Annotated in this window: 30 protein-coding genes and 1 tRNA gene; 16 read left to right on the top strand and 15 right to left on the bottom strand. The window is 67.7% G+C overall.

Features of this window, described 5'->3' with window-relative positions; all coding sequences use genetic code 11:
- Positions 1–184 precede the first annotated feature (184 nt).
- Positions 185–1096, bottom strand: coding sequence for a hypothetical protein (locus C5B91_RS07390; protein WP_115819766.1), 912 nt, complete (start codon positions 1094–1096; stop codon positions 185–187).
- Positions 1097–1150: 54 nt separating this feature from the next.
- Here C5B91_RS07390 and C5B91_RS07385 point away from each other — a divergent pair, with 54 nt between their 5' ends.
- Together C5B91_RS07385 and C5B91_RS07380 are read left to right on the top strand one after the other, a co-directional pair.
- On the top strand, positions 1151–1837 hold the full coding sequence (locus tag C5B91_RS07385; protein WP_115819767.1) for a lipoate--protein ligase family protein: 687 nt from the start codon (positions 1151–1153) through the stop codon (positions 1835–1837).
- Positions 1838–1951: 114 nt separating this feature from the next.
- Entirely contained in the window at positions 1952–3241 is a 1290-nt protein-coding gene (locus tag C5B91_RS07380; protein WP_115819768.1) for a dihydroorotase, read from the top strand.
- Positions 3242–3273: 32 nt separating this feature from the next.
- Here the strand turns inward: C5B91_RS07380 and C5B91_RS07375 are convergent, their stop codons facing one another.
- Complete coding sequence (locus C5B91_RS07375) at positions 3274–3726, bottom strand: hypothetical protein (protein ID WP_008096615.1); 453 nt, start codon at positions 3724–3726, stop codon at positions 3274–3276.
- A 124-nt stretch (positions 3727–3850) separates the two neighbouring features.
- Between C5B91_RS07375 and C5B91_RS07370 the strand changes: the two genes are divergently transcribed.
- On the top strand, positions 3851–4372 hold the full coding sequence (locus tag C5B91_RS07370; protein ID WP_008096618.1) for a hypothetical protein: 522 nt from the start codon (positions 3851–3853) through the stop codon (positions 4370–4372).
- Between the two features lie 49 nt (positions 4373–4421).
- Here the strand turns inward: C5B91_RS07370 and C5B91_RS07365 are convergent, their stop codons facing one another.
- On the bottom strand, positions 4422–5186 hold the full coding sequence (locus tag C5B91_RS07365; RefSeq protein ID WP_008096620.1) for a DUF5806 family protein: 765 nt from the start codon (positions 5184–5186) through the stop codon (positions 4422–4424).
- A gap of 121 nt (positions 5187–5307) precedes the next feature.
- On the opposite strand from C5B91_RS07365, the gene C5B91_RS07360 reads away from it, so the two are divergent.
- A complete protein-coding gene (locus tag C5B91_RS07360) occupies positions 5308–5676 on the top strand; it encodes a universal stress protein (protein WP_004976468.1) in 369 nt (122 codons plus the stop codon).
- Positions 5673–6227: a GNAT family N-acetyltransferase gene (locus C5B91_RS07355; protein ID WP_008096624.1), complete on the top strand. Its 555-nt coding sequence runs from the start codon at positions 5673–5675 to the stop codon at positions 6225–6227. The genes C5B91_RS07360 and C5B91_RS07355 overlap by 4 nt, the downstream gene beginning before the upstream one ends.
- A gap of 36 nt (positions 6228–6263) precedes the next feature.
- Here the strand turns inward: C5B91_RS07355 and C5B91_RS07350 are convergent, their stop codons facing one another.
- Positions 6264–6719 carry a universal stress protein gene (locus tag C5B91_RS07350; RefSeq protein WP_004976470.1) on the bottom strand — a complete coding sequence of 152 codons (456 nt, stop codon included), beginning with the start codon at positions 6717–6719 and terminating at the stop codon, positions 6264–6266.
- 101 nt (positions 6720–6820) lie between these two features.
- Between C5B91_RS07350 and C5B91_RS07345 the strand changes: the two genes are divergently transcribed.
- A complete protein-coding gene (locus C5B91_RS07345; RefSeq protein ID WP_004976471.1) occupies positions 6821–7282 on the top strand; it encodes a universal stress protein in 462 nt (153 codons plus the stop codon).
- A 103-nt stretch (positions 7283–7385) separates the two neighbouring features.
- Positions 7386–8651, top strand: coding sequence for a DHH family phosphoesterase (locus tag C5B91_RS07340; protein WP_115819769.1), 1266 nt, complete (start codon positions 7386–7388; stop codon positions 8649–8651).
- A gap of 45 nt (positions 8652–8696) precedes the next feature.
- On the opposite strand, the gene C5B91_RS07335 is transcribed toward C5B91_RS07340, so the two are convergent.
- Genes C5B91_RS07335 through C5B91_RS07325 form a run of 3 tightly spaced genes read right to left on the bottom strand, consistent with a single transcriptional unit; the run spans position 8697 to position 10043 of the window.
- Positions 8697–9125 (bottom strand): DUF5807 family protein, encoded by a 429-nt coding sequence (locus C5B91_RS07335; protein WP_008096628.1) that lies wholly within the window; start codon positions 9123–9125, stop codon positions 8697–8699.
- A gap of 54 nt (positions 9126–9179) precedes the next feature.
- The gene (locus tag C5B91_RS07330; RefSeq protein WP_008096630.1) at positions 9180–9617 is read right to left on the bottom strand and encodes a hypothetical protein; all 438 of its coding nucleotides are present in this window, start codon (positions 9615–9617) and stop codon (positions 9180–9182) included.
- Between the two features lie 24 nt (positions 9618–9641).
- A complete protein-coding gene (locus C5B91_RS07325) occupies positions 9642–10043 on the bottom strand; it encodes a 30S ribosomal protein S6e (protein ID WP_004976475.1) in 402 nt (133 codons plus the stop codon).
- A 155-nt stretch (positions 10044–10198) separates the two neighbouring features.
- Between C5B91_RS07325 and C5B91_RS07320 the strand changes: the two genes are divergently transcribed.
- The gene (locus C5B91_RS07320) at positions 10199–10501 is read left to right on the top strand and encodes a rubrerythrin-like domain-containing protein (protein WP_004976476.1); all 303 of its coding nucleotides are present in this window, start codon (positions 10199–10201) and stop codon (positions 10499–10501) included.
- 3 nt (positions 10502–10504) lie between these two features.
- Here the strand turns inward: C5B91_RS07320 and C5B91_RS07315 are convergent, their stop codons facing one another.
- Both C5B91_RS07315 and C5B91_RS07310 read right to left on the bottom strand, forming a co-directional pair.
- Positions 10505–11002 (bottom strand): high-potential iron-sulfur protein, encoded by a 498-nt coding sequence (locus C5B91_RS07315; RefSeq protein WP_049913682.1) that lies wholly within the window; start codon positions 11000–11002, stop codon positions 10505–10507.
- 116 nt (positions 11003–11118) lie between these two features.
- Positions 11119–12213 carry an aminopeptidase gene (locus C5B91_RS07310; RefSeq protein ID WP_008096635.1) on the bottom strand — a complete coding sequence of 365 codons (1095 nt, stop codon included), beginning with the start codon at positions 12211–12213 and terminating at the stop codon, positions 11119–11121.
- A gap of 141 nt (positions 12214–12354) precedes the next feature.
- On the opposite strand from C5B91_RS07310, the gene C5B91_RS07305 reads away from it, so the two are divergent.
- The 6 genes from C5B91_RS07305 to C5B91_RS07280 all read left to right on the top strand — a co-directional run bounded on the left by C5B91_RS07305 (position 12355) and on the right by C5B91_RS07280 (position 18146).
- A complete protein-coding gene (locus tag C5B91_RS07305) occupies positions 12355–13227 on the top strand; it encodes a RimK family alpha-L-glutamate ligase (protein WP_008096637.1) in 873 nt (290 codons plus the stop codon).
- Positions 13228–13301: 74 nt separating this feature from the next.
- The gene (gnd, locus tag C5B91_RS07300) at positions 13302–14201 is read left to right on the top strand and encodes a phosphogluconate dehydrogenase (NAD(+)-dependent, decarboxylating) (protein WP_008096639.1); all 900 of its coding nucleotides are present in this window, start codon (positions 13302–13304) and stop codon (positions 14199–14201) included.
- A gap of 161 nt (positions 14202–14362) precedes the next feature.
- Positions 14363–14944 (top strand): 2Fe-2S iron-sulfur cluster-binding protein, encoded by a 582-nt coding sequence (locus C5B91_RS07295; RefSeq protein ID WP_049913683.1) that lies wholly within the window; start codon positions 14363–14365, stop codon positions 14942–14944.
- A 209-nt stretch (positions 14945–15153) separates the two neighbouring features.
- Positions 15154–16620 (top strand): MATE family efflux transporter, encoded by a 1467-nt coding sequence (locus C5B91_RS07290; protein WP_304999687.1) that lies wholly within the window; start codon positions 15154–15156, stop codon positions 16618–16620.
- Positions 16621–16682: 62 nt separating this feature from the next.
- A tRNA-Arg gene (locus tag C5B91_RS07285) sits at positions 16683–16755 on the top strand.
- A gap of 317 nt (positions 16756–17072) precedes the next feature.
- A complete protein-coding gene (locus C5B91_RS07280; RefSeq protein ID WP_233514255.1) occupies positions 17073–18146 on the top strand; it encodes a methyl-accepting chemotaxis protein in 1074 nt (357 codons plus the stop codon).
- Between the two features lie 203 nt (positions 18147–18349).
- Here the strand turns inward: C5B91_RS07280 and katG are convergent, their stop codons facing one another.
- A complete protein-coding gene (katG, locus tag C5B91_RS07275; RefSeq protein ID WP_008096648.1) occupies positions 18350–20506 on the bottom strand; it encodes a catalase/peroxidase HPI in 2157 nt (718 codons plus the stop codon).
- Between the two features lie 351 nt (positions 20507–20857).
- Between katG and C5B91_RS07270 the strand changes: the two genes are divergently transcribed.
- Positions 20858–21184 carry a hypothetical protein gene (locus tag C5B91_RS07270; protein ID WP_008096649.1) on the top strand — a complete coding sequence of 109 codons (327 nt, stop codon included), beginning with the start codon at positions 20858–20860 and terminating at the stop codon, positions 21182–21184.
- A 49-nt stretch (positions 21185–21233) separates the two neighbouring features.
- Here the strand turns inward: C5B91_RS07270 and C5B91_RS07265 are convergent, their stop codons facing one another.
- Positions 21234–22028 carry a TrmB family transcriptional regulator gene (locus C5B91_RS07265; RefSeq protein ID WP_008096651.1) on the bottom strand — a complete coding sequence of 265 codons (795 nt, stop codon included), beginning with the start codon at positions 22026–22028 and terminating at the stop codon, positions 21234–21236.
- A gap of 385 nt (positions 22029–22413) precedes the next feature.
- Between C5B91_RS07265 and C5B91_RS07260 the strand changes: the two genes are divergently transcribed.
- On the top strand, positions 22414–23214 hold the full coding sequence (locus tag C5B91_RS07260; protein WP_008096652.1) for a TrmB family transcriptional regulator: 801 nt from the start codon (positions 22414–22416) through the stop codon (positions 23212–23214).
- 178 nt (positions 23215–23392) lie between these two features.
- Here the strand turns inward: C5B91_RS07260 and C5B91_RS07255 are convergent, their stop codons facing one another.
- Genes C5B91_RS07255 through C5B91_RS07240 form a run of 4 tightly spaced genes read right to left on the bottom strand, consistent with a single transcriptional unit; the run spans position 23393 to position 26580 of the window.
- Entirely contained in the window at positions 23393–24052 is a 660-nt protein-coding gene (locus tag C5B91_RS07255) for an aspartate/glutamate racemase family protein (RefSeq protein WP_115819770.1), read from the bottom strand.
- A complete protein-coding gene (locus C5B91_RS07250; protein WP_049967375.1) occupies positions 24052–24975 on the bottom strand; it encodes a nitroreductase family protein in 924 nt (307 codons plus the stop codon). The genes C5B91_RS07255 and C5B91_RS07250 overlap by 1 nt, the downstream gene beginning before the upstream one ends.
- On the bottom strand, positions 24972–25919 hold the full coding sequence (locus tag C5B91_RS07245) for an aminopeptidase (protein ID WP_008096655.1): 948 nt from the start codon (positions 25917–25919) through the stop codon (positions 24972–24974). Before C5B91_RS07245 ends, C5B91_RS07250 begins: the two co-directional genes overlap by 4 nt.
- A gap of 1 nt (position 25920) precedes the next feature.
- On the bottom strand, positions 25921–26580 hold the full coding sequence (locus tag C5B91_RS07240) for an AroM family protein (RefSeq protein ID WP_008096656.1): 660 nt from the start codon (positions 26578–26580) through the stop codon (positions 25921–25923).
- Between the last annotated feature and the right edge of the window lies 1 nt (position 26581).

The raw sequence follows: 26581 nt of genomic DNA, 5'->3' as shown, positions 1-26581 counted from the left end.
GACGGTGCACGTTCGTATATCGAGTCTCACAAACAGAGAAAAATACGGACGAGCGAAGGATATTTTTTGCGGAGGCTCGGCCTTTCATAGTAAAGGCATTTAAAAACTAACCCCAAAATGGAGGGAGTCGGTCGGTCGGCACCGGGCGGCGCGTTCGTGTTAGTATTAAATCATTTCTGTCGAATCAATCGAGGCGCACCGGGTCGTCGCTGGGGCGAATCGCGACCGACACCTCGTCGCCGACGGCGAGGTCGTGGCCGGGACAGACGACCTTGGTCCCGAAGTCGATTCGGGACGCGAATAATGACAACCCAGTCATACGAAGTCCGTCGACGAGCACGTCGAAGTCGGCCCACGGAACGTCCCGGCCGGCGGTCCGACCGACTCGCTCGCCGAGGAGCGACAGGGGTTGCCCGTCCGCGACGGGTGAGAGCGTGCCACCGAACCCGTAGTGGGCGAGGCCCCCGTCGAGGACGACGCCCTCGTCGCTGGCGAGGCCGACGAACTCGTCCGGTCCGACGTCCGCATCGGCGCGCGTCGGGGCGTCGAGGACGACGAACGTCTCGGCCGTCTCGACGACGGTTCCCGTCCCGTCCCAGTCGAGCGGCGAGACGGTCACGTCGGTCGAAACCGGGAGCGACCCCCGAGCGCGGTGCTGGTTCGCGTCCGCGGGGCGGAAGCCGAGGTGGACGTGGTTCGCGACCCACGGGGCGAAGAAGCCGGAGCGGACGAGCCGTCCCAGCGAGTCGCCGACCGCGACCTCGTCGCCCGCGGCGACGTCAGGTCGGACGTGGAGGATTCGCGCCACCAGTCCGTCGCGGGGGTCGTCGCCGGCGTCGCCGAGCCAGTCCAGCCCGGTGGCCTCGGCGTCGACGTCGACGAGCACGAGGTACTCGTCGTCGTGGGCGTAGGGCTTGTCGGGCGCGCGGACGGTCCGCGTCTCGCGGACGACGCCCGCGACGGGCGAGCGGGCCACCGGGTCGTCGTCCGCGACGTAGAGGTCGACGGCACAGCCGCTGTCGTGGGCGGGGTACGGCGAGTTGTAGAGCGAGAAGCGCTCGAAGTGCGAGAGGACCGACCGCGGCAGTCGCAGCATGGTCGTCGGGACGGGACGGGTGTGCTTAGGTACGTCGGGGTGCTTCCTTCGGGCATGCGCGTCATCCGCGGCCGCGGGCCCGACCGAGACGCAGACCGGGCGGTCACCGCGGCCATGCTCCGCGAGGCGGGCGAAACGGGCGAACCGGCCTTCCGGGCGTGGACGCCGCACCGACAGCTCGCGTTCGGCAGGCGCGACACCCGCGCCCCGCGGTACGACGAGGCCGTCGCCGCCGCCGAGGAGCGCGGGTTTCCGGCAATCGAGCGCTCCGTCGGCGGCCGGGCCGTAGCCTACACGGGAACCACCGTCGCGTTCGCTCACGCGCTCCCGCTCGACGACGCCCGAAGCGGACTCGACGCGCGGTACGAGGCCGGAACGACCGCCGTCGTCCGCGCCCTGCGAACGCTCGGCGTGCCCGCACGGCGGGGCGAGCCAGCGAACTCGTACTGCCCAGGCGACCACTCGGTCCAAGCGGGCGGGAAGCTCTGCGGTATCGCCCAGCGGGTCCGAAAAGAGAGCGCGCTCGTCTCCGGCGTGGTCGTCGTCGCCGACCGCGACGAGATTGCCGACGTGCTCGCGCCAGTCTACGAGGCCATCGAGGTCCCCTTCGACCCGGGTTCGGTGGGCAGCGTCGCCGACGCCGGCGGCCCGACGAGTTCGGACGCAGTCTGCGACGCCCTCGAAGCCGTCTTCGTCGGCGACCCGGCGACCCGAGTCGAGGACGCGGTCGACATCGCGTGAGCGACTCCGGGCGTAACCGACGACGCGCCGACGCGGCCGGCCGCGGCCGCTCTCCGAACCGCGGTCACTACCCGAACCGCCGGACTTAGCACCCGGCGCGTCGCACCCCCTCGTATGCGAATCGAGAACGCGACGCTGGCCGACGGCCGCGTGGTCGATGTCCGCGTCGAGGACGGGACCGTCGAGGCGGTCGGCGACCTCGACCCCGTCGCCGACGAAGAGACCGTCGACGCCGAAGAGAACCTGCTTCTACCGGGTGCTATCGACGTGCACGTCCACTTCCGCGAACCGGGATTCGAACACAAAGAGACGTGGGAGACGGGCGCGCGGAGCGCCGCCGCGGGGGGCGTGACGACCGTCGCCGACCAACCGAACACCGACCCGACGACGACCGACGGCGCGGGCTTCGACGCGAAGGCCGAGCGCGCCGCGAAGTCGTGTATCGACTACGGCATCAACGGCGGCGTCACCGCCGACTGGGACCCCGACAGCCTCCTCGACCGCCCGCTTTTCGCCCTCGGCGAGGTGTTCCTCGCCGACTCGACCGGCGACATGGGCATCGAGGCCGACCTGTTTTCCGAGGCCGCAGAACGCGCCGGCGAGGCGGGCGTGCCCGTCACGGTCCACGCCGAGGACGCCGACCTGTTCGACGAGTCCGCCATCGAGGGCGACCTCGGGGGAGTTGGCCACGACGCCGACGCCGACGCGTGGAGCGCCTACCGCACCGCCGAGGCCGAAGAAGCCGCCGTCGAGCGCGCCGTCCGCGTCGGCGGCGAGACCGGCGCGCAGATTCACATCGCCCACACGAGCACGCCCGAGGGCGTCGACGCCGCCCGCGACGGCGGCGCGACCTGCGAGGCGACGCCGCACCACCTGTTTCTGTCCCGCGACGACCTCGCCGAACTGGGCACCTACGGTCGGATGAACCCGCCGCTGCGCTCCGAGGAGCGCCGCGAGGCCATGTTCGAGCGCCTCGCCGACGGCCGCATCGACATGGTCGCCACGGACCACGCGCCCCACACTCGCGAGGAGAAAGAACAGTCGCTTCTCGACGCCCCGAGCGGCGTCCCCGGCGTCGAGACGATGGTGCCCCTGCTTCTGGGCGCGGTCGTCGAGGGCGACCTCACCGTCGAACGAGTCCGCGACGTGGTCGCCGCGAACCCCGCCGAGGTGTTCGACCTGCCGCGCAAGGGCCGCATCGAGGCGGGCGCTGACGCCGACCTCGCGCTCTACGACCTCGACGCCGCCCGCGAGATTCGCGGCGCGGACCTCCACTCGAAGTGCGACTGGACCCCGTTCGAGGGCCACACCGGCGTGTTCCCCGAGTGGACGATGCTCCGCGGCGAGTTCGTCTGGGATGGCGACGGGTTCGGCGAAGTCGCCGGCGAGAACGTCCGCGACTGACCGGAGGCGGAAACCGACCGAGGGCCGGCCCGTCAGAACCGCGCAGCCGCGACCTGCGCGCCTTTCCAGCCGACGCCGACGAGCACCGCGAGCGGCGCTGTCAGGACGACGAGCGAGACGGCCGACCCGGCGAGACCGCCGAGTCCGCCGAGCGCTGACGACGCGACGACGGTCGCGAGGAAGCCGCCCACGGCGAGGGCCGGCGAGACCAGCGCGTAGGCGAACAGCCAGCGCTGGTTGCGAGTGAACTCGACGCCGTATCCCGGTCCCGGCGGGATGAGCAGGCCGCCCGCGAGGAGGACGAAGCCGACGAGCCCGAACACGAGGAGGAAAAAGCCCGCGAGCCCGTGGGCGAAGCCGTCGCTTCCGGGCGGCGGCGGAGGCATCGTGACGGCGGTCCGCCAGACGAACGCGAGGAGCGCGGCCCCGACACCGGCGACGGGGAGTTGGAGCGAGCCGAGGACCGCGCGGAGCGACCATCGCATCGGGCCGACTGTCGGCGGGGAGACAGATAGCAGTTCCGTCGCGGCCGGGGCGTCGGCCGGGAGTCGGACGACCCCGATGCAAGCGAATCCTTTTCCCGTCCGACACCCCGAGGGAGTGACACGCATGACCGACGAGCAGACGCCTCCCCGAGGTCGTGACCCGAACGCGGACGAACCGCACGCACTCACGGGACTGTTGTCGTTCTGGGAGACGGTCGTGGAGGACGCCGAGGCGACCGCGGCCGAGTACGAAGACGAGGGCTGGGAGACGCTCGTGCTCCATCCCGGCGATGTGACGGTGCTGCCGCCGGCGACCCTCCCCGAGGCGACGGAGCGCGTCGGCTTCGACGTGCTCGTCCCCGGAAGCGAGTTCGAGTCGCTGTCGACGTGGGTCGAATCGGCCGCCTTCGACCGCTACGACGTGTACCGCGCCCGCGAGGACGACACCGTGTTCGTCGTCTCGGTCGTCCAGGACGCCGCGGCGTCGAAGGCCGTCGTCGTCCCGCTGTACTACGGGCTGGACAGAGTGGACGCGATGGCGACGAAGGCGCGAGAACAGGGCGAACTGCGCCTCTACGTCCGGCCGGTCGAGGCGGACCGACGCGTCGAGTTAGTCCAGTCGGAACCGGACCCGCTTTTCCCCTGACCCCGAGTCGGCGCGGAGTCGGCTCCGAACCGACCCCGGCCGCGAGGGCTCACTCCTCGTCCGACAGCTCTTCTTGTCGCAGTTCCGTGCTCGCCTCGCGGACCTCGCGCATGACGCTGGAGATGCGCTCTTCGGCTTCGAGTTCCTCTTCGACCGAGAGGTCGACGCCCTCGACTTCGAGCAGGAACTTGGCGATTTCCGTCACCTCGTACATCATCTCGTCGAGTTCCTCGGCCGTGAAGAATCCCGACATCGCGCCGTAGAGGAACGTCGCTCCCGACTTCCGGACCTTGTCTCGGAACGCCGAGCGGGCCTGATTGACCGCCTGCGGGGTGTAGGTGTCGGTCATGAAGGGGACGAGCTCGGGGAGGTTGTTCCCGATTTTCGTCATCTCGACGCCCGTCTCGGTTCGGAAGTCGGCGCAGAGCCGCGCGATGGCCCACTCGCGGGCCGTCACGTAGGTCCGCTGGCGGAGGAAGTCGTTGACGCGGTCGTACTGCGCGCCGTCGACTTTCTTGAACCGGGCGTACTTTTGTACGTCCTCCGGAACGGCGTCTTCGGCGTCCTCAGTACCTTCAGCGTCGGAACCCGCTCCGGCGGCGTCGGCCTCGGAGTCGGTCGCGACCTCGTCGGCCTCGGAGTCGGTCGCGTCATCGTCGGCCGGAGCGCTCTCGGTACCGGCGGCGGACTCCGCAGTTGCCGCCGCCGCGTCTGCCGCCGCTTCGTCCGCCTCCGCTCGCGTGTCCGCATCGGGGCGAGCCCCCTCCTCGGCGTCGCTCGCGCCCGTCTCGAACTCGTCGGACTCGTCTGTCATACCGCGGGCTACCGCGGCACGGCCGAAAAGGGTTCCGCGACGTGCGGTCCCCCCGCCGGCGGGGGTGTCGCCCCCCGATTCCGGGCAAGGGTTTTCTATCGCGACCGCGAGATTGGGAATCATGAAGGTACTGCTCGGAATCGGTGGCAGCGACGATTCCATCCGAGCGCTCGAAAAGACGGTCGAACGGACGGCCAACGTGGACGACGACCTCACGGTCGCCATCGTCGACAACCCGTCGGTCGAGCGCTCGCGCGAGGACATCGAAACGCGGGTGACGGAACTGCTCGACGAACGGGGCGTCGAAGCGACCGTCCGTCTGCTCGACGGCGACGCGGGGAGCGCCCTCGTGGACCTCGCCGAGAACGAGGGGTTCGACCAACTAGTGCTCGGCGGCGGCGAGACGAGTCCGATGGGGAAGATACAGATCGGTAGCATCGCGGAGTTCGTCCTGCTGAACTCCCACGTGACCGTCACCCTAGTACGATGAGCGACCGAACGTTCTCCGACGCCGTCGCCGACCCGTACGACGCGCCGCCACTGTCGTTCACCGACAGGGAAGACCGCACCATCGAGGTGCGCGCCTACGACGGCTCAGACGAGGAGATGGAGGCGCTCGTCGAGATGTACGACGCGTTCGACCCCTCGGACCGGGCGCAGGGCATCCCGCCGGGGCGCGAGGACCGCATCCGCGACTGGCTGGAGAACATCCTCGACGAGGACTGCCTGAACGTCATCGCGTGGGACGGCGGCGAGGTGGCCGGTCACGCGACGCTCGTCCCCGACGGTGACGCCTACGAACTCGCCATCTTCGTCCACCAGACGTACCAGCGCGCCGGTATCGGCACGCGGCTCATCAAGGCGCTGCTCGGCTACGGCCGGGTGTCCGGCGTCGAGAAGGTGTGGCTCACGGTCGAGCGCTGGAACCGCGCGGCGGTCGGCCTCTACCAGACCGTCGGCTTCGAAACGAGCGACGCAGAGAGCTTCGAGCTGGAGATGACCATCCGACTCGCCGAACCCCCGGACGACGAGGGAGGTTGAGGGCGACGGCGAGTCACGGCGACAACGACCTGCGGTTCAGACCGAGAGGACGGGCTGGCTGGCGTACAGGAGAACGTACTCGGCGGCCTTGGCGAGCACTTCGCCGGGGTCGCCCGAGACCGGCTCTCGGGGCACGACGATGAAGTCCGCGTTCAGCTCTTCTGCGGTGTCGAGGACGACGCTTCCGGGGTGGCGGAGCTTGCTCGTTCGCGAGAAGCCGTAGGCGACCGACGAGGTGACCGGGACGTCGGCCTCGTCGGCGAGGGCCGAGACCGTGTCGGTGACGGCCTTGCTGTCCTCGGCGACGGCGTCCTCGTCGACGACGCCCTGCTCTATGGCGCGGACGACGTCCTCGCCGAGGACGTGGACGGCGTGGACCGCGGCGTCGTACTCGGCCGCGACGGCGGCGGCGTACTCCGCCGCGCGCGTCGCCTCGTCGCTTTGGTCGACCGGCACGAGAACGAGGTCGATAGAGAGCGGGCGCGGTGACATGTCCCCACCTGCGTCGGGCGACGACAAAAAACTCACCCCACGGTCCCGACGGTCGGTCGTCCCAGACTGGTTTTATGCCGCCCCACTGTGAACCCGTAGGCATGTTCGACACCATCGTCATCGCCACCGACGGCTCGGCGAGCGTCCGCCGGGGGGTCCGCGTCGCGGTCGACCTCGCAGAGCGGTTCGACGCGTCGGTCCACGCGCTGTACGTCGTCGACGCCGGCGACGTGGAGACCGCGCCGGAGCGACTCCGCGACGAGATGCGCGACGCGCTCACCGAGCGCGGCGAGGAGGCGCTCGCCGAGGTCGAGGCCGCGACCGACCGCGACGTGACCCTCGCGGTTCGAGAGGGCCGCCCCGCCGCCGAGATTTCGAACTACGCCCGCGAGGTGGACGCCGACGCCGTCGCCATGGGCACCCGCGGCCGCCACGGCGAGAACCGCTTTCTCATCGGGAGCGTCGCCGAGCGCGTCGTCCGGACCTGTCCGGTGCCGGTGCTGACGGTCCGCCAGTTGGAAGAGGGGACGACGGACTCCTTACTGAGCGACGAGGCCGCCTGAGTGGGCTGCGGGACTCGGTTCGGTCGCGGGCCGCGAGACGCTCGATGTGGTCGCCGCCGACGGAATCGGGAGGAGTTTTCCCCGTCGCGCCCGAGTTCGGCGTATGGAAGACGAGCTCATCGACAGTTCTCAGCTCTCGCTCCCCCGCAAGTCCGTGCTCCCCGGAGCCGGATTCTTCTACCCCGACTCGTTCGACGAGGAACGCGCCGAAGAGCGCGCCAAGGAGAAACTCGAAGACGCGTCGGTCGCGGTCGTCACCGACACCGACGCCGACGGACTCGGCTGCGTCGCCCTCCTCCGGGAAGCCTACGATGCGGCCCTCGACGTGGCCGACTTCGAAGCGCGAATCGAGGAGAAACTCAGCGACGAGGACGAAGACGAAGACGACGAGGAACCCGCCCTCGCCGAGGAAGACGAGGAGGAAGAAGAGCGACCGAAATCGCCGGTCGCGCTGATGGGGTCGAGCCCGTACTCGCTCGAAGACGACCTCCAGCGCGTCGCCGACTACGCCCCCGAGGGCGTCGAGGTGTACGTCTGCGACCTCTGTCCGGACAAGTTCGAGTACGTCGAGGAGGAACTGGCCGCGCTCGTCGAGACCGCCGGCGAGATTCACTGGTACGACCACCACCAGTGGAAGCCCGAGGTGGCCGAGGCGGTCCGCGATGCCGGCGTCGACCTCGTCGTCGGTGAGTCCGACGAGGAGTGTTCGACCGACGTGACGCTCCGCGAACTCGACTACGAGTTCGACGAGCGCTTTTCGGAACTCGCGGCCGTCACCCGCGACCACGACCTCTGGCTGAACGAAGACGAGCGGAGTCAGGACCTCGCGGACTACGCCTACTGGACCTCGAAAGAGGAGTACGTCGCCGTCGTCGGCGCGTACGGCGCGGACCTCCCGCCGGTCGTCGAGGAGTACATCGCCCACCGCCGCGTCGAAAAGGAGAACCTCATCCAAGCCGCCGTCGACCGCGCCGAACTGAAGACCGTCGGCGACTGGACGGTCGGCGTTACCTACGGACGATGCTCCCAGAACGAGGTCGCCGACGCCCTCCGCGAGGCGGGCGCGGACGCGGCGGTCGTCGTCAAGCCCGCCGGGAGCGCCAGCATCCGCGGCTCCGACGACTTCGAGCGCTGTCACGAGGTCGCCGACCTCGTCAACGGCGGCGGCCACCCGAAGGCCGCCGGCTGTAAGCCCGACATCTACGACGACATGCTCGACTACGCCCACCACTGGACGACGCAGGGCGCGACGACGAAGCGCGTCATCCTCCGGGCGTTCGAGCAGGTCGCCGACGCGGTCGAGAAAGCGGAAGCCGAAACCGACGACGCGGACGAGGCGGACGACGAAGGCGTCGAGACCGAGCGCTAACGTCGAAGCCGAACTCGAAACGCGGCGTGGAAAAACGGAGGTCGATTACGCGTCGTCGACGACCCAGCGGTCGGAGTACGTCGTTCCGCAGGTACACTTGGCGTAGGCGTGGACCACGTCGCCCTCCTCGTAGATGCCGCCGACCTCCTCGTTTTGCGCCTCGGCGAACGAGAAGATGAACTTCACCTCGTGGTTCTCCTCGGAGGCCGCCTCGGGGCAGGTGCCGCCGCTGAGGTCGTCGTCGATGTCGCCGTCGTTGCCCATGGCGGTCTGGGCGAACTCCATGGCGTCCATGCCCGTGCCGGCCGCGAAGGCCCGGCGGCCGTCGTCGCCGGGGACGACGAGGACGTAGCCGTTTTCGACTTCGACGCCCATGTTCGGGAGCTTGCCCTGGCTGTCGAGGTACTCGTGGGTGAGATAGAGCGCCACGTCGTCGAGGCGCTCGCCTGCGAGGTACTCCGTTACCTTGCTCATACCCCGCCTAGGGCGGTCGGCGCGTAAAAGCGGCGTGTCTCGGAGTGCGACCGGTCACTCGTCGGACAGGCCGAACTTCTCGGCGATGCTCGAAAGCGAGTCGTTCGGCCGCTCGGTGACGCGGTACACCTGCCGGACGCCCGGCACGCGGAGGCCGTACTGGTAGCCGTCGTCCAGTTCGTCGAGTTCGACGGCGTCGCCGTCGGCCCGGTCGTGTTCTCGGCACCACTCGACGAGCCGATTCTCGCCGTTGTTCGGGGTGCGCGCGAGGCGCTTGTTGTCGTACGCGCCGCGAATCACGAGCCCCGAGGCGTCGGCCGAGAGGCGGGCGTGATAGGCGGTGCCGTCGAGGTGGAGCCGAACGAAATCGCCGTCTTCGGCGGTCACGTCGTCGGGGACGCGCAGACAGGGGCGACGGGTACCGCCGCTCCGGGCGATGTTCGCGCGGAACGTCTGGACCGACGGATGGTCGGAGGGCAGTTGCTCTGGCACGGGAAAGAGAGGAGTGAGACGGCGTTATTCGTCCGCTTCTTCGTCGTCGCCCTCGCCGAAGGCGGCGGCGACGTCGCCCTCACCGGAGACGACCTTCGCGTTGATCTGGACGGTCTCGCCGGAGACCTCGCGGCCACGGACGGTGACGCGCTTGCGCTCGCCGTCGCGGGACGGCTTGTAGCCGATGCCGTCTTTGGCGAGGATTTCCTTGAGCGCGCCGCCGGGCACGTCGGGGTGCATCGGTCGGCCGGCCTTGTCCGAACCGCCCGTCAGTTCGAGCGTGAAGCCGTCGAGACCGACGGCCGCGCCGTCGACCTCGTCACCGAGGTCGCGGCCGAGGAATCGGTTTGCGTCCTGTCCTTCGACGTCGACTTGGTAGGTCGCACCGGTGTCGGGGTCGGCGACGACGACCATGAATTCTGCCATGCGCGGATGAAAACGGTCGCGGATAAAAAGTACGTCGAAAGCGCGTCTCGGGACCGTACCCGCCGAATCGGGGCGAAACGGCCGAATTCGGCGGCGTCAGGGAGGAACGACAGGTGCTGGCAAGAGTTAACATCCGACACTGCGTATATCGTCTCATGAGCAACGATATCACCACTCGTGAGCCTGCAGACCTCGTCAAAGCCAAATCCAGGGCGCTGGTCGGCCCCGAGCCGACAGACCTCGTCGAACGGCCCCCGACGGAGTTGGTCGAGCGCCGGACCGATGCGCTCGTCGAACGCCGGACGGAGATGTTAGTCGAGGCGGAGCCGACGACGCTCGTCGAGCGCTCGTGGTACGAGTGTACCGCCTGCGGCCACCGCTCGGGACACGGCGTCTACGAGCAGGTCTGTCCGCGGTGCGGCGGGTCGCTGAAGAACATCGGCGTGGCTCAGGAGTGAGCCTCACGCGACGGATGCGGTCTCGTCTCCGCCCGTCTCGCCTTCGGCTTCCTCGATAGACTCCCAGAGCGAACACCAGTCTGCGGGGTCGACGTAGCCCTCGACTTTCGCGCAGGCACCGAAGCCGTCGCCGTTCTTGTCGGGGATGTACTCGGCGCAGTTGCCGCAGTCTCGTCCGGCCTCGGTGAGGCCCGCCTCGACGGCGTCGTCCGCCTCCTGGAACTTGACCGCCTCCTTCGTGAACAGGTTCTCAGGGTCCCGCTGCTCGTTCGCCTGCGAGAGCGCCGTCCGGTAGGCCTCCGGAACCGGGCCGTGTTCGAACTCCTCCGCGGAGACGCCCTCGGGACGTTCCTCGTCGTGGTCGTCGTCCGTCTCCTCTGCTGTCGTTGTCGTCTCCGTCTCCTGTTCGCCGCCACCACCGAGGCAGCCAGCGACACCCACCACCGCACCACTCCCCACCAGTTCGAGGAACCGCCGCCTCGTTCGGCCGAATCGCGCCATAGCCGACAGCTACGTCCTCAGACGGTTTTAGTAAGCGCAAAGTTACCGTTCAACATGGTATCTTAACCGTCTCAACCCCAGCGGACGGCGAGTTCAGAAACCGTCGGTGTGACGGCTCAGAACCCGTCTTCCCAGCGGAACGTGCCGTTTCGTTGGACGACCTCGCCGTCGACCTCGATGCGCGAGTCCTCACTCATGTCGGTTATCATGTCCACGTGGACTGCGGACTGGTTGCCGTCTTCGCCCTCGGGGAGGCACGCGCCGTACGCCCGCCCGACCGCGAGGTGGATGGTGTCGCCCATCTTCTCGTCGAAGAGGATGCTGTCGGTAAAGCGGTCGATACCGCGGTTCATCCCGATGCCGAGTTCGCCGAGGCGGCGCGCGCCCTCGTCTGTGTCGAGGATGCCGGCGAGCGCGTCCTCGCCCGCGCCCGCGGAGAAGTCGACCACTTCGCCGCCCTCGAACGTCAGGTGGACGTTCTCGACGCGCTGGCCCTCCAGCGTCATCGGCACGTCGAAGAACACCTCGCCCTCGACCGCGTCCTCGACGGGTGCGGTGAACACCTCGCCCGACGGGAGGTTGTGGGAGTCGTAGGCGACGGAGGCCGCGGAGTTGACCGCGGTGCGGCCCTCGATTGACATCGTGAGGTCGGTGTCCGCCTTGACGATGCGCACCTCCGAGCCGGCGTCGAGCACGTCTTTCATGTTCGCCATCTCGTCGGCGAGTTCCGACCAGTCGCGGAGAATCGCGTCGTAGACGAAGTCGGCGTACTCCTCGAACGGCATGCCCGCCTGCTGGGCCGCCGCGCGGGTGGGGTGGACCGTCGAGACCCAGTCGGTGTCCATGCGCGCCTCTTTGACCTCGCTCGTGGCGCGGCCGTAGGCCTGCCGCGTCTCGGTCGGCACGTCGGCGGTCGCCGCCGTGTTGCGAGTGCCGCCGAGGAAGAGCACCGAGTCGGCGGTCTCGTAGAGGGCGAGTTCGTGTTCGGGGAGGTCGAAGTCGCCGTCGTGCGCGCGGAGGTACGCCCGCTGGACCTCCTCGGAGGCGTAGGTCGTGACGACGCTCGCGCCGCGCTCGCCGAGGGCGTCGGCGACGGCGACCGCGAGGTCGTGAGCTCCCTCACCGACGGAGACGACCACGTCGTCGCCGGCCTCGATTCGCGCGCTCCAGTCGACGAGCACCGCGGCGTGCTCGTGGATGCGTTCGTCCATACCCGAGCCTCGCGCGGGGCGGTAAAAACGTCGGCGTCTGCGGCCGCGAAGCCGCCCGACCGCGGTCCCGAAAGCGGTGATTGCGGCGAACGGACCGAGCGTTACAGAACGCTTATCGCCCGATGTCTGCCATCCACCCCCGTGACTTCCATCGCACTTGCCACCTCCGAGGACCTCCCCGGACTCGTCGACGACGACGCCTCGTTCCTCGCGGCGCTCCGGGAGCGTGACGTGGCGGCGGAGCCGGTCGTCTGGTCCGACGAGTCGGTCGACTGGGACGGCTTCGACGCCGTGGTCGTCCGGTCGATTTGGGACTACTACCGGCATCCGAGGGCCTACGCCGCGTGGGTCGACCGCCTCTCCGACGCCGACTGCGCGGTGTGGAACCCGCCGACGACGCTCGACTGGAACAGCCACAAGTTCTACCTGCGGGACCTCGCCGACGCCGGCGTCTCGACGCTGCCGACCGAGTACGTCGAGCGCGGCGGCGACGTGTCCCTCGAAGCCGTCTTCGAGACGCGAGGGTGGGACGAGCTCGTCGTCAAGCCCGCCGTGAGCGCGGGCGCGTTCGAGACGAGACAGTTGAGCCGCGCGGAGGCCGCCGACGCCCAGCCGTGGGTGGACGACCTCGTCGCCGAAAAGGACGTGTTGGTTCAGGAGTTCGCGCCGGACATCGAAGACGGCGAGTGGTCGCTCGTCTTCTTCGGCGACGAGTTCAGCCACGCGGTGGTCAAGCGCCCCGAACCCGGCGACTACCGCGTCCAAGAGAAACACGGCGGAAGCGTCCACGTCGAGGAGCCAAGCGAGACGCTGCTCGACAACGCCCGGCGCGTCGTCGACGCCGTCTCGGCCCACCTCGGGGGCGACCCGCCGCTGTACGCCCGCGTCGACGGCGTGGAGCGCGGCGACGATTTCCTCCTCCTCGAAGTCGAACTCATCGAGCCCGAACTGTTCTTCCGAACCGACGACGACGCCGGCGACCGATTGGCCGAGGCGCTGTTGGCGCGGCTCTGAGCGGTCGGGACCGACGGCGACCGCGCACGCGCCAAACCACAACCACTACCACCCCCCGCGGACGATGCCGACGCATGCAACTAGGCGTCATCGGCCTCGGCCGGATGGGGCGCATCGTAGTCGACCGAGTGCTCGATGCCGGGCACGAGGTCGTGGCCTTCGACCTCTCGGCGGAAGCCGTCGCGGCGGCCGCCGACGCGGGTGCCGAACCCGCGGACAGCGTCGCCGACCTCGCCGACCGGCTCGGCGACGACAAGCGAATCTGGCTCATGGTCCCCGCGGGCGACGCGGTGGACGCGACCCTCGACGACCTCGACCCGCATCTCGACGGGGACGACGTAGTCGTCGACGGCGGCAACTCCCACTTCGAGGAGTCCGTGCGACGCGCCGAGGCGTGCTCGGCGGCCTACCTCGACTGCGGCACCTCCGGCGGCCCCGCCGGTGCCGAACTCGGCTTTTCGCTCATGGTCGGCGGCCCGCAGTGGGCCTACGACGAGCTGTCTCCCGTCTTCGACGCAGTGGCGACCGGCCCCGCCGGCCACGGCCACATGGGCGAGTCGGGCTCCGGCCACTACGTGAAGATGGTCCACAACGGCGTCGAGTACGCGCTGATGCAGGCGTACGGCGAGGGCTTCGAACTGCTCGCCGAGGGCCGGTACGACCTCGACCTCGAATCGGTCGCGCAGACGTGGAACAACGGCGCGGTCATCCGCTCGTGGCTCCTCGAACTCTGCGAGGAGGCGTTCCGCGAGGAGGGAAGCGACCTCGGCGACGTGGACGACCACGTCGCGGGCGGCTCGACGGGCACGTGGACGGTCCAAGAGGCGCTCGAACAGGAGGTCCCGGTCCCGCTCATCTACCAGTCGCTCGCCGAGCGGTTCGGCTCCCGCGCCGACGACCGCTTCTCCCGTCGCCTCGCCAACCGGCTCCGGTACGGCTTCGGCCGCCACGAGGTCGCGCGGAAGGACGACTGACGGGGTCTGACGCCGGCCCCCGTCGGCGCGACCGCGATACCGGGGGCGGCCTCGATATTGTGGGAATCCGCGTGAGACCCGCGTCTCGGCGGTGAAATCGACCGCCCGCGGGTGCCGCCACAATCACAATTTCCTTAACCCCTCCCTCCATATCCGCCGGTATGGCAGTCATCAGTCTGGTGGGTGTCGGGGCCGGATTGGTCCTGGTACTCCTCGCCGTCGCCCTGCACTACTCGAAGGGCACCGGCTGGGAGCCGACCGCCGACATCACACAGGAAGTCCTCGAACGCCGCGCGGCGACCGTCGCAGAGACCGACTTCCCCGAGCCGATGAACCGTTCCATCGGCGGGGGCGGCGGCGTCGCCGCGGTCGCGGGCGGCGAAGAGGGCGCCGAACTCGAAGGCGAGGAGGCGGAAGAAGAGCCGAGCCCCGCCGACATGCCCGAAGACGAAGTCGAGTACTTCGAAGTCGAGTTCGTCAAGCAGGGCGAGACCATCGAACTGGCGAGCAACGAGACGGTGCTCGACCAGGGTGAAGACGCCGGAATGGACCTCCCCTATGCGTGCCGGCAGGGTTCCTGTGTCTCCTGTGCCGCGAAGATTACCGACGGCCCGGCAGAGGAGTACATCACGCACCACACGCAGGAGACCCTCTCCGACGAGGAGATGGACAACGGCTACACGCTCACCTGCGTCGCCTACCCGAAGGCCGACTTCGCCATCGAGACCGGCGAAGCGCCGTAACGCGACGAACCGCAACCACCCACCGTTTCTCTCGACGCCACCCGTTTCGGTGAGCCGCGCCCGTCCCGTTCGGCACCGAGGGTCGCGGTTCGCGGTTCACGGTTCGCGGCTGTCGCTCCCGGTCGCTCCCGCTTGTCGGCGAGGTGAATCCGAGGGGTGAAGACGCCTATCGACGCTTTCAAACGGTCTCCGCGTGTCTCACCTGTTCAGTGTCCCTCCCCGAAGGAGGTTCCCTCACCGAAGGCGACCTCAAACGGCCGATGTTCGAACTGGCGTGGCCCATTATCGTCACCGAACTCCTCCAGGTGGCGTACAACCTCGCCGACACCGTCTGGCTCGGTCGGCTCTCGACCGACGCCGTCGCCGCCATCAGCCTCGCATTTCCCCTCATCTTCCTGCTCATCTCCGTCGGTGGCGGTTTCACCGTCGCCGGGAGCACGCTCGTCGCGCAGTACACCGGCGCGAAAAGCGAGGGCTCCGCCGGGACCGTCGCCGGGCAGACGCTCACGTTCATCACCGTCATCGCCGTCGTCGTCGGCGTCATCGGCTTTTTCGCCACCGACGCGATGCTCGGCGTCCTCCCGAGCTCGGAGGCGACCGCCGGGCAGGTCATCCCCCTCGCCGGCGACTACATGCGCGTGTTCTTCCTCGGCCTGCCGTTCCTCTTCGGCTTCTTCGTCTTCTCCGCGCTCATGCGCGGCTACGGCAACACCCGCGCCCCGATGGTCGTGATGTTCATCAGCGTCGTCATCAACATCGTCATCGACCCCGTGTTCATCTTCGGCTTCGACGCCAATCCGCTGTTTTCGATGCTCGGATTAGAGGGCCTTCAGGCGAGCCTCTTCACCGCCACGGGCTTTGATGGGTTCAAAGTCGCCGGCGCGGCGTACGCGACGGTTCTCTCGCGCGCCGTCGCCACCATCATCGGCATCTACGTCATCTTCGGGACGAGCGCCGGCCCCGACGTGCAGCTCGGCGACTTCCGCCCGCAGTTCGAGTACATCAAGAAAATCGTCGATATCGGCGTCCCGAGCGCCATCGAGCAGTCCGCCACCGCCCTCGGCTTCATCACACTCACCGCGATGGTCGTCACGTTCAACCCCGAAGTCGTCGCCGCGTTCGGCCTCGGCAACCGCCTCACGTCGCTGGTGTTCCTCCCGGCGCTCGGCCTCGGACGAGCGACGAACACCATCGTCGGCCAGAACCTCGGCGCACAGAAACCCGACCGCGCCGAGAGCGCCGTCTGGCTCGCCGCCAAGGTCGGCGCGAGCGTCATGCTCGTCACCGGCGTGCTCGCCTACGTCTTCGCCGAACCCGTCGTCGCGTTCTTCCTCCAAACCGGGACCGCGTCGGCCGCCCAGACCATCGACCTCGGCGTCGAGTACATCCGCATCCGGGCGTTCGAATTCGGGTTCATCGGCGTCCTCCAAGTCGTCCTCGGCGCGTACCGCGGCGCGGGGAACACGAAGACCGCCCTCGGCTTCTCGCTGTTCGCGCTCTGGTTGGGCCGCGTGCCAATCGTCTACCTGCTTTCGTTCCAGTTCGGGTTCGCCGAGACGGGCATCTGGCTCGGGATGGCCGTGGGACAGATTCTCGGCGCGATTGCGGCCACGGCGTGGTTCACCCGCGGCACGTGGAAACACAGCGTCGTCGACGCCGACGCGACCGGAACGTAATCGGCCGCCGGCGTGGGTTCCACAACGGTTTTACGTCGGTGCCGTGTAGCTCTCTCCGCTGAGGGCCCGTAGCTCAGTGGACAGAGTGCTTGGTTCCGGACCAAGATGTCGCGGGTTCAAATCCCGTCGGGTCCGTTCGCTTCGCTCACTCCCCCGACGGGAGTCACGTTCGCTGACGCTCACGTGACTCCCGTCGGGTCCAGTTTGTCGCGGTTTCGTCTGGACGAGCGGTGCATCGTCTCGTACCGAATCCCCCATCGAACCCACTCAACTTCGTTCGTTACTAACTTGCTGTCCCCTCCGGGCCGAGAGACATCCAACGACGAGACTCGTCAACCACACGAAGACCCGTCGCCAATCGAATATTCGGATGGCAAAATCCCACAAAACGCCACAATACATGGGTTTTAGTGGCCACATTCCCCGTTTCGAGAACCAAACCTGATAAACGGGTGGCAATTCATTTCACAGCGAAGTCGAAGGAGGGGGATTTCACCGCGAACCCGCCCGAGAACACCAATATCGAGGCTATCGAAGCCATCAGCGACGCGTTCGTGGCGATGAAGCGCGACCTCTCGTCGACCATCGTCGACCTCCGGGCGTTCGCGGCGACCGTCGAGCGGACGACGCGGTCGGCCCACGACGACGCGGAGACGCTCGAACGGACGCAACGACAGCTCGCGGCCGACGTGCGGGCGTTCGCCACGGACGTGCGCGAGCAGGCGCAGAACCTCGAATCCACAACCGACGAACTGAGCAGTCTCTCGGCGACAATCGAGGAAATCGCCGCGAACGCCGACCAGGTCTCTGACGAGGCCAGTAACGCGGCGACGGCCGCCGACGAGGGCACGGGCACCGCGGCGGCGGCCATCGAGGTGATAGAGAACGTCGAACAGAGCGTCGGCGAACTCGCGTCGCTCGTCGAGTCGCTCGACGACCGCATGGACGACGTCTCCAAGAGCACCGACCTCATCGAGTCAATCGCCGAGCAGACGAACACGCTCGCGCTCAACGCGAACATCGAGGCCGCCCGCGCCTCGGACGGCAGCGAGGGGTTCGCCGTCGTCGCGAACGAGGTGAAGTCCCTCGCCGACGAGACGCAGAACCACTCGGCGGCCATCGAGCGGACGATAACCGAGACGGTCGAGGACGTGGCGCGCGTGCAGGCGGAGATGAAACGGACGAGGGCGCAACTCGAAACCGGACGGTCGACGACGACCGGCGCCGCCGAGGCGTTCGCGGCGGTCTCGGAAATCGTCGAGAGCGTCGAGATGTCGGTCAACGAGGTCGCCACGGCGACCGACGACGGCGCGCGGACGACCGAAGAAGTGGTCGACGCGATTATCGGCATCGCCGACCACTCGCGGGACATCGCAGAACAGAGCGACGCGCTGGCGAGCCAAGCCGAGTCCAGAGCGGCGACGATTTCGGAGATTCGAGCGCAACTCGATGACCTCAGGGGCCAGACCGGCGGCCTGCAAGAGCAGCTCGAAACGTTCGACTGCGAGGTTCCGGCCGACGACTGAACCGGGTCACGCCCGACGGCGTCCGGCCGAGTCGGGTCGAGTCGAGACCGACGAACGACCGCCGACTCGCGTCTGCAGTCGCTCGAGGACGAGTCAGAGAACGCGAGCGAAAAAGTCAGCCCGCGGCGACCGCGACCGCAGACGCCGCCGCGGAAACCGACTTCGCGCGCCTCAACCGCGACCGAAAGCGGCGGGGAGCGCGGTTATTCGAGGTCGAAGCGGTCGTGGCTCATGATCTTGTGCCACGTCTCGACGAAGTCCTCGACGAACTCTTCCTCGCCGTCGTCGCCGCCGTACACTTCCGCGATGGCGCGCAGACGGGAGTTCGAGCCGAAGACGAGGTCGAAGCGAGTGGCCTCCCACTCGACGTCACCCGTCTCGCGGTCGCGCACTTCGTACAGGTACTGGTCGTCCGAGACCGGCTCCCACTCGTAGTCCATGTCGAGCAGGTTCACGAAGAAGTCGTTCGTGAGCGTCTCGGGCTCGTCGGTGAGGACGCCGCGGTCGGAGTCCTGGTAGTTCGCGCCCAGCGCGCGCATGCCGCCGACGAGGACGGTCATCTCGTGCGCCGAGAGGTCGAGGAGGTCCGCCTTGTCGACGAGCAGGTCTTCGGGGCGCTCGTCGACGTCGTCCGCGATGTAGTTCCGGAAGCCGTCGGCGTCGGGCTTGAGCATCTCGAACGACTCGACGTCGGTCTGTTCCTGCGACGCATCGGTCCGACCGGGCTCGAACGGTACTTCGACGTCGTAGCCGGCGTCGGCCGCCGCCTGCTCGATGGCCGCAGCGCCGCCCAGCACGATGAGGTCCGCGAGCGAGACGCGGGTGTCGTCGGACTGCGCGGCGTTGAACGACTCCTGAATCCCTTCGAGGGTGCCGAGCACGTCATCGAGCTGGGCGGGCTCGTTGACGTCCCAGCTACGCTGGGGTTCGAGCCGGATGCGCGCGCCGTTCGCGCCGCCGCGCTTGTCGCTGTCGCGGTACGTGGACGCCGAGGCCCACGCCGTCTTGACCAGCTGAGAGACAGAGAGGCCCGAGTCGAGAAGCTCGGCTTTGAGTTCCTCGACGTCGTCCTCGTCGATGAGGTCGTAGTCGGCGTCGGGGATGGGGTCCTGCCACAGCATCGCTTCGTCCGGGACCTCGGGACCGTAGAGTCGGGACGGCGGGCCCATGTCGCGGTGGAGGAGCTTGTACCACGCCTTGGCGAACGACTCCTGGAACTCCGCAGGGTCCTCTCGGAACTCCTCGAGCACCGCGCGGAAGTCGGGGTCCTTCTTCAGCGCGATGTCGGTGGTGAGCATCATCGGATCGACGAACTGGTCGGGGAGGTGTGCGTCCGGAGCCGCGTCCGGAATCTTGTCTGCCGGCGACTCGTCGGCCGGCCGCCACTGCCACGCGCCGCCGGGGCCCTTGTGTGCTTCCCACTCGTAGTCGAGCAGGTTGGCGACGTAGCCCATGTCCCACTGGGTCGGCGCGCTGGTCCACGGCCCTTCGATGCCGCTGGTGATGGTGTCGGGGCCCTTTCCGGAGCCGAACTCGTTCTCCCAGCCGAGACCCTGTTCCTCGATGGGAGCCGCCTCGGGCTCGGCTTCGAGGTTGTCGCCGGAGTCCGCGCCGTGGACCTTCCCGAAGGTGTGGCCGCCGGCGATGAGCGCGACGGTCTCCTTGTCGTTCATCGCCATGCCGCTGAACGTCTGGCGGATGTTCTTCGCGGAGCCTTCGAGGTCGGGTTCGCCGTTGGGACCCTCGGGGTTGACGTAGATGAGGCCCATCACGGTGTTTCCGAGCGGCTCTTTGAGGTTACCCTCCTCGTCGAAGCGGTCGGGGGAGGTCGTCTCCCACTCCTCTTCGGGACCCCAACTGGGTGCCTTGTCGCCGACGTAGTCGTCGGCGCGGCCGCCCGCGAAGCCGAACGTCTCGAAGCCCATGGACTCCAGGGCGACGTTTCCGGCGAGGACGATGAGGTCGCCCCACGAGAGCTGGTTCCCGTACTTCTTTTTGACGGGCCAAAGGAGTCGGCGCGCCTTGTCGAGGTTCACGTTGTCCGGCCAACTGCTGATAGGAGGGAGGCGCTGGTGCCCGCCGGAGGCGCCGCCGCGGCCGTCGTGGGCGCGGTACGTGCCGGCGCTGTGCCACGCCATCCGGATGAAAAGCGGCCCGTAGTGACCGTAGTCGGCCGGCCACCAGTCCTGCGAGTCGGTCATCAGCTCTTCGAGGTCGGCTTTCACCTGCTCGTAGTCGAGCTTCTGGAACTCCTCTGCGTAGTCGAACTCCTCGCCCACCGGGTCGGTCTGTTGTGCGTTCTGGTCGAGGATTTCGAGTTTCAACTGGTTCGGCCACCAGTCATGGTCGGAGCCATTCATACACAACCGGTTACCGCTTTTGGGTGATAAAATTGACTGATTTTGAATTAAGTCTTGGTTATAGCCAAAGCAATCTTTTTACTTTATGAATAATTCTCGATGGAGGCGCTCACGAGGCGAGTATTCTATTTCGAATTCGAGTATCTAACTGGGGCCGGCGTGCGATGTATCGCTCGTCCGTGTACGTCCATTGTTAACACTACATGGATACGTCGCAAGCGGGGTCGTTCAACGTCGGACCGAACCGGCCTGTACCGAAGAGCGCCCAGAGGATCACTCAGATAATCAAAAAGACTGTAGACATGAATTTGTCTACCATTGAGGCCCGCGCCGGTTGTACTGTCGTGCACGATGAGCGACGAAGCTCCCGGCCTCTCGTTTGATTCACAGCTTTCGGCGATACAGCACGTCGAGCGACGCCAACTACTTCTCGCGCTTCTCAAATCGACTTCTAACGACGCCGCGTTCGGCAACAGCCGCGCCACACCCGAAACCGACATTCGGGAACTGAAACTGCAGATGTATCACGTACACCTCCCGAAACTCGAACGGATGGGCCTCATCGAGCCGAACGAAAACTGGTACAATATCCGCAGGGGTCCGCGCTTCAACGACATCGTACCGCTGTTGCGCGTCATCGACGACCACCGAAACGAACTGCCGGGCGACGTACTGTAGCGCCGTCGAGGGACCCGGCGTGCGAACGAACGGCAGCGTCGTTAGCGGATTAATCCGAGTCGCGGCCGAGCAATCCCTGAGACAGCAACCGACGCGAGATGACGATGAGGCCGTTCTGGAATCCACTGCCGAAAATTGCGTGTTCTTCGCCGGTGTCTGGAACGATGGTGCTGACGAGAATCGACGAGCGGTCGACGAGTAAGAGCCGGCCGATAGCGAGGTTCTCGTCGGCGCTCTCGCCGCGGAGCCATTCGAGACCGGAAACGAACGTCGTCGCGCTCGGGACGGCCGCCCGCACCTGCTGTCGCAGGGATTCGGTCGCCGCCCCGATGATCACGTCCACATCCTCGGCTCGGACGTTCAGGTCATTGGCGAACCGGTCGGTCAGAAGCGAGTCGTCGCCGAGGACGAGTACGATTTCGTCGTCCGCGTCGTCGATGAGCTTGTGCGTCCGGTTCGCGATGGCCTCGGCCCCGGACATCGCCCAGACTTCCTGAACCGAGCCCTGTTCGCCCGAGTCGATTCTGTCGGTCCGCTCCAGCGCGTTCGTGAGCCGGTCGATTCGGTTTTGATACTGCGCACGGAGCGTCTCGGTCGCCTCCGCGAGCGGAACGGCCCGGAACCGCTGCGGACTCGAGTGCTGGACTTCGACGAGCCCCTGTGCCTCCAGCACGCGAACGGCGTCGTACACGCGAGTCCGCGGTACGTCGGTAATCTCGCTGAGTTGCTTCGCCGTGCCCGTCGAGACCCGAGTGAGACCGACGAAACACTTTGCCTCGTACTCTTTGAGTCCGAGTTGCTGAAGTACGTCGATAGCGTCCTCTTGTGAATCTCCCGTGCTCATATGTCTCAACCGAACTCCGAGGCGTCCCGTCTCCTCACGAACGCTTGTATCGGCGAACGGATAACAATTGTTACTTTTTGAGTGAATACGTTTCGGCAAGGTTAGCCAACTGAGTTAATTCGGGGTTAAAACCGTGTTTTCACGGTGGTTCTGAACACGGTGTTGTTATGCTCTTAGTGACAGGGTAACTTTCCATAGTTTTCGTACGTTACGCGCGGATAATCGACACGTAATGAATTCACTCAGATAATCACAAACAACTATACGGCGCCGGGACGAATCGCGACTGCGGCACACAGTGGAGTACTGTGTCCCAACCACAACTGACACGTGCCGCCTCAGCCACTCGTCGTGGCTGAGTTTCGCAGACATCGAGGCACCCATTATGAGTACTGATTCGGGCGACGACTTCCGTTCTGTCGCAATCGAACAATTGAAACAACTCGGCCTCAGCACGTACGCCGCACGGACCTTCGTCGCACTCACCAGCCTCGGTACCGGCACGGCAACGGAGATTAGCAAGGTCTCCGAAGTCCCACGAACTCGGGTGTACGACGCGGTCGACGAGTTACGCGAGCGGGGACTCGTCGACATCCAACAGTCCTCACCGAAGAAGTTCTGGGTGGTATCCGCGGAGACGACGTGCCAGAAGTTCGAACAGGAGATGAGACAGCGGACCTCCCTTCTGACGACGGCGCTTCAGGAACTCGGAACTACCCAGCGCAAGCAGGAACAGCGTGGCGTCTGGACGGTTGAAGGCCAGCCTGCCGTCACGGACCGTGTCCTCGAATTTATCGGCGGCGCGGAGGACGAAATCGTCTACATGACCGTCGAGGGACTGCTTACCGAGGACATCGTCGAGGCGCTGGGGGAGGCGGCACGCCGGGGCGTCTCGATTCGGGTGGCGGGAATCTCGCCGGACGTTCAGGGGATGATTCGCGACGAAATCCCCGACGCGGAGCTGTTCGACACGCTCTGGATGTGGTCGGACACGCCCGCGGGACGCCTCATGATGGTCGACGGGAATCAAACGCTCGCGAGCGTGCTCGTCAACGGCAGGGACGCGACTCCGTCCGACCCTCGCTCGGAGACGGCGATTTGGGGTGTGGGCGAGACGAACAGCCTCGTCGCGGTGCTCCGTGCGATATTCACGTGGCGGCTCGAAAACGCTGACCCCGCCGACTGAGGCGGACGGCTCCGGAGCCGTGGGCGACTCGAAACACGGGGATAGAAGCCTTCGAAGCCTGGGACTCCTTACTGCGACCCGTTACAATCGGCCGACGACTGTCGAGAAAAACGCTCGCGCGAGTCGCCCCGAGCGCGGCGCGAGCGGCGCGGAATGCCATCGGGGCGGGTCCGGCAACCTACTGCTGTAGTGGACGCGGCGGCGCGACCGCGGTCGTCGCCACCGCGCCCATCGCCACGACAGGGTCGACGATGGGTATCGGAACGTCGGCCCGCACGTCGGGAATCGCGCCCGAAGAGGAGATGCCGGTACAGCTCGGCGCGACGACGTCGCAGCCGGCGTCGACGAGGCGGTCGACCGCCGCACGAATCGCCGCCCGACCCTCGTCGGTCGTGAGGTAGTTCGTCGTCGCCGCGCCCTCGACGACCTCCTCGGCCGCGAGCCGGTCGCCGAGCAGATGTCGGATGCTCGACCCGGCCCCGTTTTCGAGGCCGAGCGTCCCGACGCGCTCGCCGCGGGCGGACGCGACGGCGGCCACGCTCGCGCCCGCGCCGACGACCGGGACGTCGAGCACGTCGCCGAGCGCCTCCACGCCGGGGTCGAGCGCGCAGCTGACGCAGAGCGCGTCGACCTCGGTCGCCATCTCGCGGCCGAGCGCCTCGATGTGCGGGAGGGCGTCGGCCTCGGCGGCCGCGTTCGGAATCCCGTCGGGGTGGGCGGGGATACACCGCGACAGCGTCGAGACGTGCGGGTAGTGCCGTTCGATGAGCCGTCCGTGGAGGGCGACTTCCTCGGGGTCGTCGAGCGTGAGCACGCGGAGGACGCCGAGTTCGACCATCAGGCGGTTCCTCCGGTGTTCCGGTCGGCGTCCCGGCGGGGGTCTGTATCCGCCGGTTCGTCGATACCGCGGGCCTCGAAGAACCCCTGCTGGCGGAGCGCGTCGAGCAGTTCGCCCTCGCGGCGGTTCATGAAGCCGGTCGGTCCCCAGTAGCGTTCGAGCGTCTCCTGCCACTCGCGGCGGTCGTCGCCGTAGACGCTGTCGCCGTACATCTCGTTCATCGCGTCGTAGCAGGCGTCGAGTTGGTCGTCGGTGGCGTCGCGGTAGCCGCCCTCGTGGAGGACCGCGTCGAGCGGGACCCGCGGGGCGTGCTCGGTCGCCTCGCCGTGGCGCGGGACGCCGAGACAGAGCCCGAAAATTGGCAGGACGCCCGCGGGGAGGCCGGTCGTCGCGGCGACCTCGGTGAGGTTGTTCAGGATGTTGCCGATGGGACAGACGCCGTAACCGCGGCTTTCTGCGGCCAGCATCACGCCCATCGCGGCCAGCGAGGCGTCTATCGCTCCCTCCAGCAGCCCCATCGCGGGCGCCGTCCGGAACTCGCGGTCGCGGTGCTCCAACAGCAGTCGAATCCGGCGGAGGTCGATGCAGACGAGGAGGAAGTGGCTCGCCTCCTCGACCTGCACGGTGCCGCGGCTACACAGCTCGTGAATCCGCTCGCGGCGGTCGGGGTCGCGTATCCAGACGAAGCTGTACATCTGGGTCGTTCCGCTGGTCGGGGCCTTCCGCCCGGCGTCGACCATCGCGCGGACCTCGTCGTCGGGGATTTCGGCGTCGGTGTCGAACTGGCGGACCGTCGCGCGACGCGCCAGCCACGGGGCGAGGTCCGGCACGTCGGCGACCGCCGCGGCGAGCGCGGGCCGGTCTGTGCGATTCGTGCGGTCCGTGCCGGCGCGGTCACCGCCTGCGGGCGTGCGGTCGCTCACACGAGCACCTCGCCGTCGGCGACGACGACCTCGCCGTCGAGCGAGACCGTCGGTTCGAGGATGACGCCGTCGAGGTGCGAGTCGCAGTCGATGGTCCCGCCGAAGCCGAGGTTGTCGCCGAAGGCGACGTGGCAGGTTCCGTACACCTTCTCGTCTTCGAGGACGGTCCCGATGATGCTCGCCGCCGGGTTCGTCCCGAGGCCGAGTTCGCACACTCGCCGGGCGCAGTCGTCGCCGCTCGTCGCGTCGAGGAACTCGTCGGCGGCCGCGCCCTCGACGGCCGTGATGCGCCCCTCGTCGAGTTCGACCGTCAGCGGCTCGTCGAGGACGCCGACGCCCGCGAGGCCGCCGTCGAAGACGAGCGTGCCGGTCGCCGTTCCCTCGACCGGCGCGATGTAGCTCTCGCCGGACGGGAGGTTGCCGGAGTCGCCGGGTTCGGCGATGATGCCGTCGCTCGGGATGCCGTCGCGGCCCGAAAGCGACATCGTCGCCGACGCGCCGTCGGCCTCGATGCGGGCCTCGTCGGCCGCGGTGAGCTTCTCCGTGAGCGCCGCCGTCAGGCGCTCGACCTCCTCGTAGTCGGCCGTAATCGCGCCCTCTCCGAACATCTGGTCCGTGATGCCGGGCATCGTGGCGACGCGAGCGCCGGCCTCGGTCGCGGCCTCCCGCGCCCGCGTGTGCGTCAGCGACGCGCTGGTCGGACAGACCACGATGTCGGCCGACTCCATCGCGCGGGCGACCGACCCGGGCGGCTCCATCCCGTTTCGCTCCATCGGCGGAATCTCGAACAGGCCGGACTCCAGCCCGAGTTCGACCCCCGCATCGAACAGCGCCCGCCCGATGTGGTTCGTGTCGGTGTCGGTCACGACGAGGAGCGTCTCCCCGGGATGGGCGTTCATATTCTCGGCGAGGAGTCGCTTCGCCACGGCGCGGTGGTCGGCCACGTCAGAGCACCTCCTCGGCGGTCTTCGCCAGCACCGACCGCCCGAGCAGGACGCTCGTGTCCGTAATCTCGCGGACGGTCGCTTTCATTTCGGGCGTGTAGCCCATGCAGTCCATCACGATGAGGTCGGCGTCGGTGCCGATTTCGGCGGCGGCCGCGGACACCTCGTCCTCGTCGGCGTACGGCGACCCCGCGGCGGTGACGAGGTCGTAGTCGGCCCACTTCTCGAACGTCATGGCCTCCTGTTCCTCCTTGGGCATGATGACGCCGAGGGTCCCGCCGTCGAGGATGGTCGAGACCCACGCAGAAAGCAGGTCGCTCGGCTCGAAGACGGGCACGCCGGCGTCGAACGGCGGGAAGTGGCCCGTACAGAGGACGCCGATGGCCGTGACCTCCGATTCGAGGGCGCGGATACGTTCGCGGAGGAGTTCGACGACCGACTCGCGGTCGACGGTGACGGGCGTCCCGTCGGCGAGCCGGGAGACGTACACCGGCTCTCCCTCTTGCGGGCCGACCGCCGCTTCGACCTCGGCCGCCGAGTCGAATTGGTCGAGCGCGCCGACCTCGACGATGTCCACCTCGGGCGGGAGAGCCGCCGCGATGTCGGGCGTCACGTCGCTCCGGGGTGCCTGTCCGATGGTCACGAGTCCGAGCGTCGACATC

The organism is Haloferax sp. Atlit-10N (genome assembly GCF_003586325.1).
GTDB classification, from domain to species: Archaea; Halobacteriota; Halobacteria; order Halobacteriales; family Haloferacaceae; genus Haloferax; species Haloferax prahovense.
Note: the sequence above shows the minus strand (reverse complement) of the source record. Positions and strands in the feature narration are given on the sequence as shown.

What these genes read in the sequence shown, in the direction of transcription:
- C5B91_RS07350 (WP_004976470.1), bottom strand. Translation starts at nt 6,719, where the DNA reads ATGTCACCGCGCCCGCTCTCTATCGACCTCGTTCTCGTGCCGGTCGAC.
- C5B91_RS07315 (WP_049913682.1), bottom strand. Translation starts at nt 11,002, where the DNA reads ATGGCGCGATTCGGCCGAACGAGGCGGCGGTTCCTCGAACTGGTGGGG.
- C5B91_RS07255 (WP_115819770.1), bottom strand. Translation starts at nt 24,052, where the DNA reads ATGGTCGAACTCGGCGTCCTCCGCGTGCTCACGCTCGACGACCCCGAG.
- C5B91_RS07365 (WP_008096620.1), bottom strand. Translation starts at nt 5,186, where the DNA reads ATGACAGACGAGTCCGACGAGTTCGAGACGGGCGCGAGCGACGCCGAG.
- C5B91_RS07380 (WP_115819768.1), top strand. Translation starts at nt 1,952, where the DNA reads ATGCGAATCGAGAACGCGACGCTGGCCGACGGCCGCGTGGTCGATGTC.
- C5B91_RS07370 (WP_008096618.1), top strand. Translation starts at nt 3,851, where the DNA reads ATGACCGACGAGCAGACGCCTCCCCGAGGTCGTGACCCGAACGCGGAC.
- C5B91_RS07310 (WP_008096635.1), bottom strand. Translation starts at nt 12,213, where the DNA reads ATGGACGAACGCATCCACGAGCACGCCGCGGTGCTCGTCGACTGGAGC.
- C5B91_RS07345 (WP_004976471.1), top strand. Translation starts at nt 6,821, where the DNA reads ATGTTCGACACCATCGTCATCGCCACCGACGGCTCGGCGAGCGTCCGC.
- C5B91_RS07240 (WP_008096656.1), bottom strand. Translation starts at nt 26,580, where the DNA reads ATGTCGACGCTCGGACTCGTGACCATCGGACAGGCACCCCGGAGCGAC.
- gnd (WP_008096639.1), top strand. Translation starts at nt 13,302, where the DNA reads ATGCAACTAGGCGTCATCGGCCTCGGCCGGATGGGGCGCATCGTAGTC.
- C5B91_RS07270 (WP_008096649.1), top strand. Translation starts at nt 20,858, where the DNA reads ATGAGCGACGAAGCTCCCGGCCTCTCGTTTGATTCACAGCTTTCGGCG.
- katG (WP_008096648.1), bottom strand. Translation starts at nt 20,506, where the DNA reads ATGAATGGCTCCGACCATGACTGGTGGCCGAACCAGTTGAAACTCGAA.
- C5B91_RS07320 (WP_004976476.1), top strand. Translation starts at nt 10,199, where the DNA reads ATGAGCAACGATATCACCACTCGTGAGCCTGCAGACCTCGTCAAAGCC.
- C5B91_RS07340 (WP_115819769.1), top strand. Translation starts at nt 7,386, where the DNA reads ATGGAAGACGAGCTCATCGACAGTTCTCAGCTCTCGCTCCCCCGCAAG.
- C5B91_RS07295 (WP_049913683.1), top strand. Translation starts at nt 14,363, where the DNA reads ATGGCAGTCATCAGTCTGGTGGGTGTCGGGGCCGGATTGGTCCTGGTA.
- C5B91_RS07260 (WP_008096652.1), top strand. Translation starts at nt 22,414, where the DNA reads ATGAGTACTGATTCGGGCGACGACTTCCGTTCTGTCGCAATCGAACAA.
- C5B91_RS07265 (WP_008096651.1), bottom strand. Translation starts at nt 22,028, where the DNA reads ATGAGCACGGGAGATTCACAAGAGGACGCTATCGACGTACTTCAGCAA.
- C5B91_RS07390 (WP_115819766.1), bottom strand. Translation starts at nt 1,096, where the DNA reads ATGCTGCGACTGCCGCGGTCGGTCCTCTCGCACTTCGAGCGCTTCTCG.
- C5B91_RS07325 (WP_004976475.1), bottom strand. Translation starts at nt 10,043, where the DNA reads ATGGCAGAATTCATGGTCGTCGTCGCCGACCCCGACACCGGTGCGACC.
- C5B91_RS07385 (WP_115819767.1), top strand. Translation starts at nt 1,151, where the DNA reads ATGCGCGTCATCCGCGGCCGCGGGCCCGACCGAGACGCAGACCGGGCG.
- C5B91_RS07360 (WP_004976468.1), top strand. Translation starts at nt 5,308, where the DNA reads ATGAAGGTACTGCTCGGAATCGGTGGCAGCGACGATTCCATCCGAGCG.
- C5B91_RS07355 (WP_008096624.1), top strand. Translation starts at nt 5,673, where the DNA reads ATGAGCGACCGAACGTTCTCCGACGCCGTCGCCGACCCGTACGACGCG.
- C5B91_RS07375 (WP_008096615.1), bottom strand. Translation starts at nt 3,726, where the DNA reads ATGCGATGGTCGCTCCGCGCGGTCCTCGGCTCGCTCCAACTCCCCGTC.
- C5B91_RS07335 (WP_008096628.1), bottom strand. Translation starts at nt 9,125, where the DNA reads ATGAGCAAGGTAACGGAGTACCTCGCAGGCGAGCGCCTCGACGACGTG.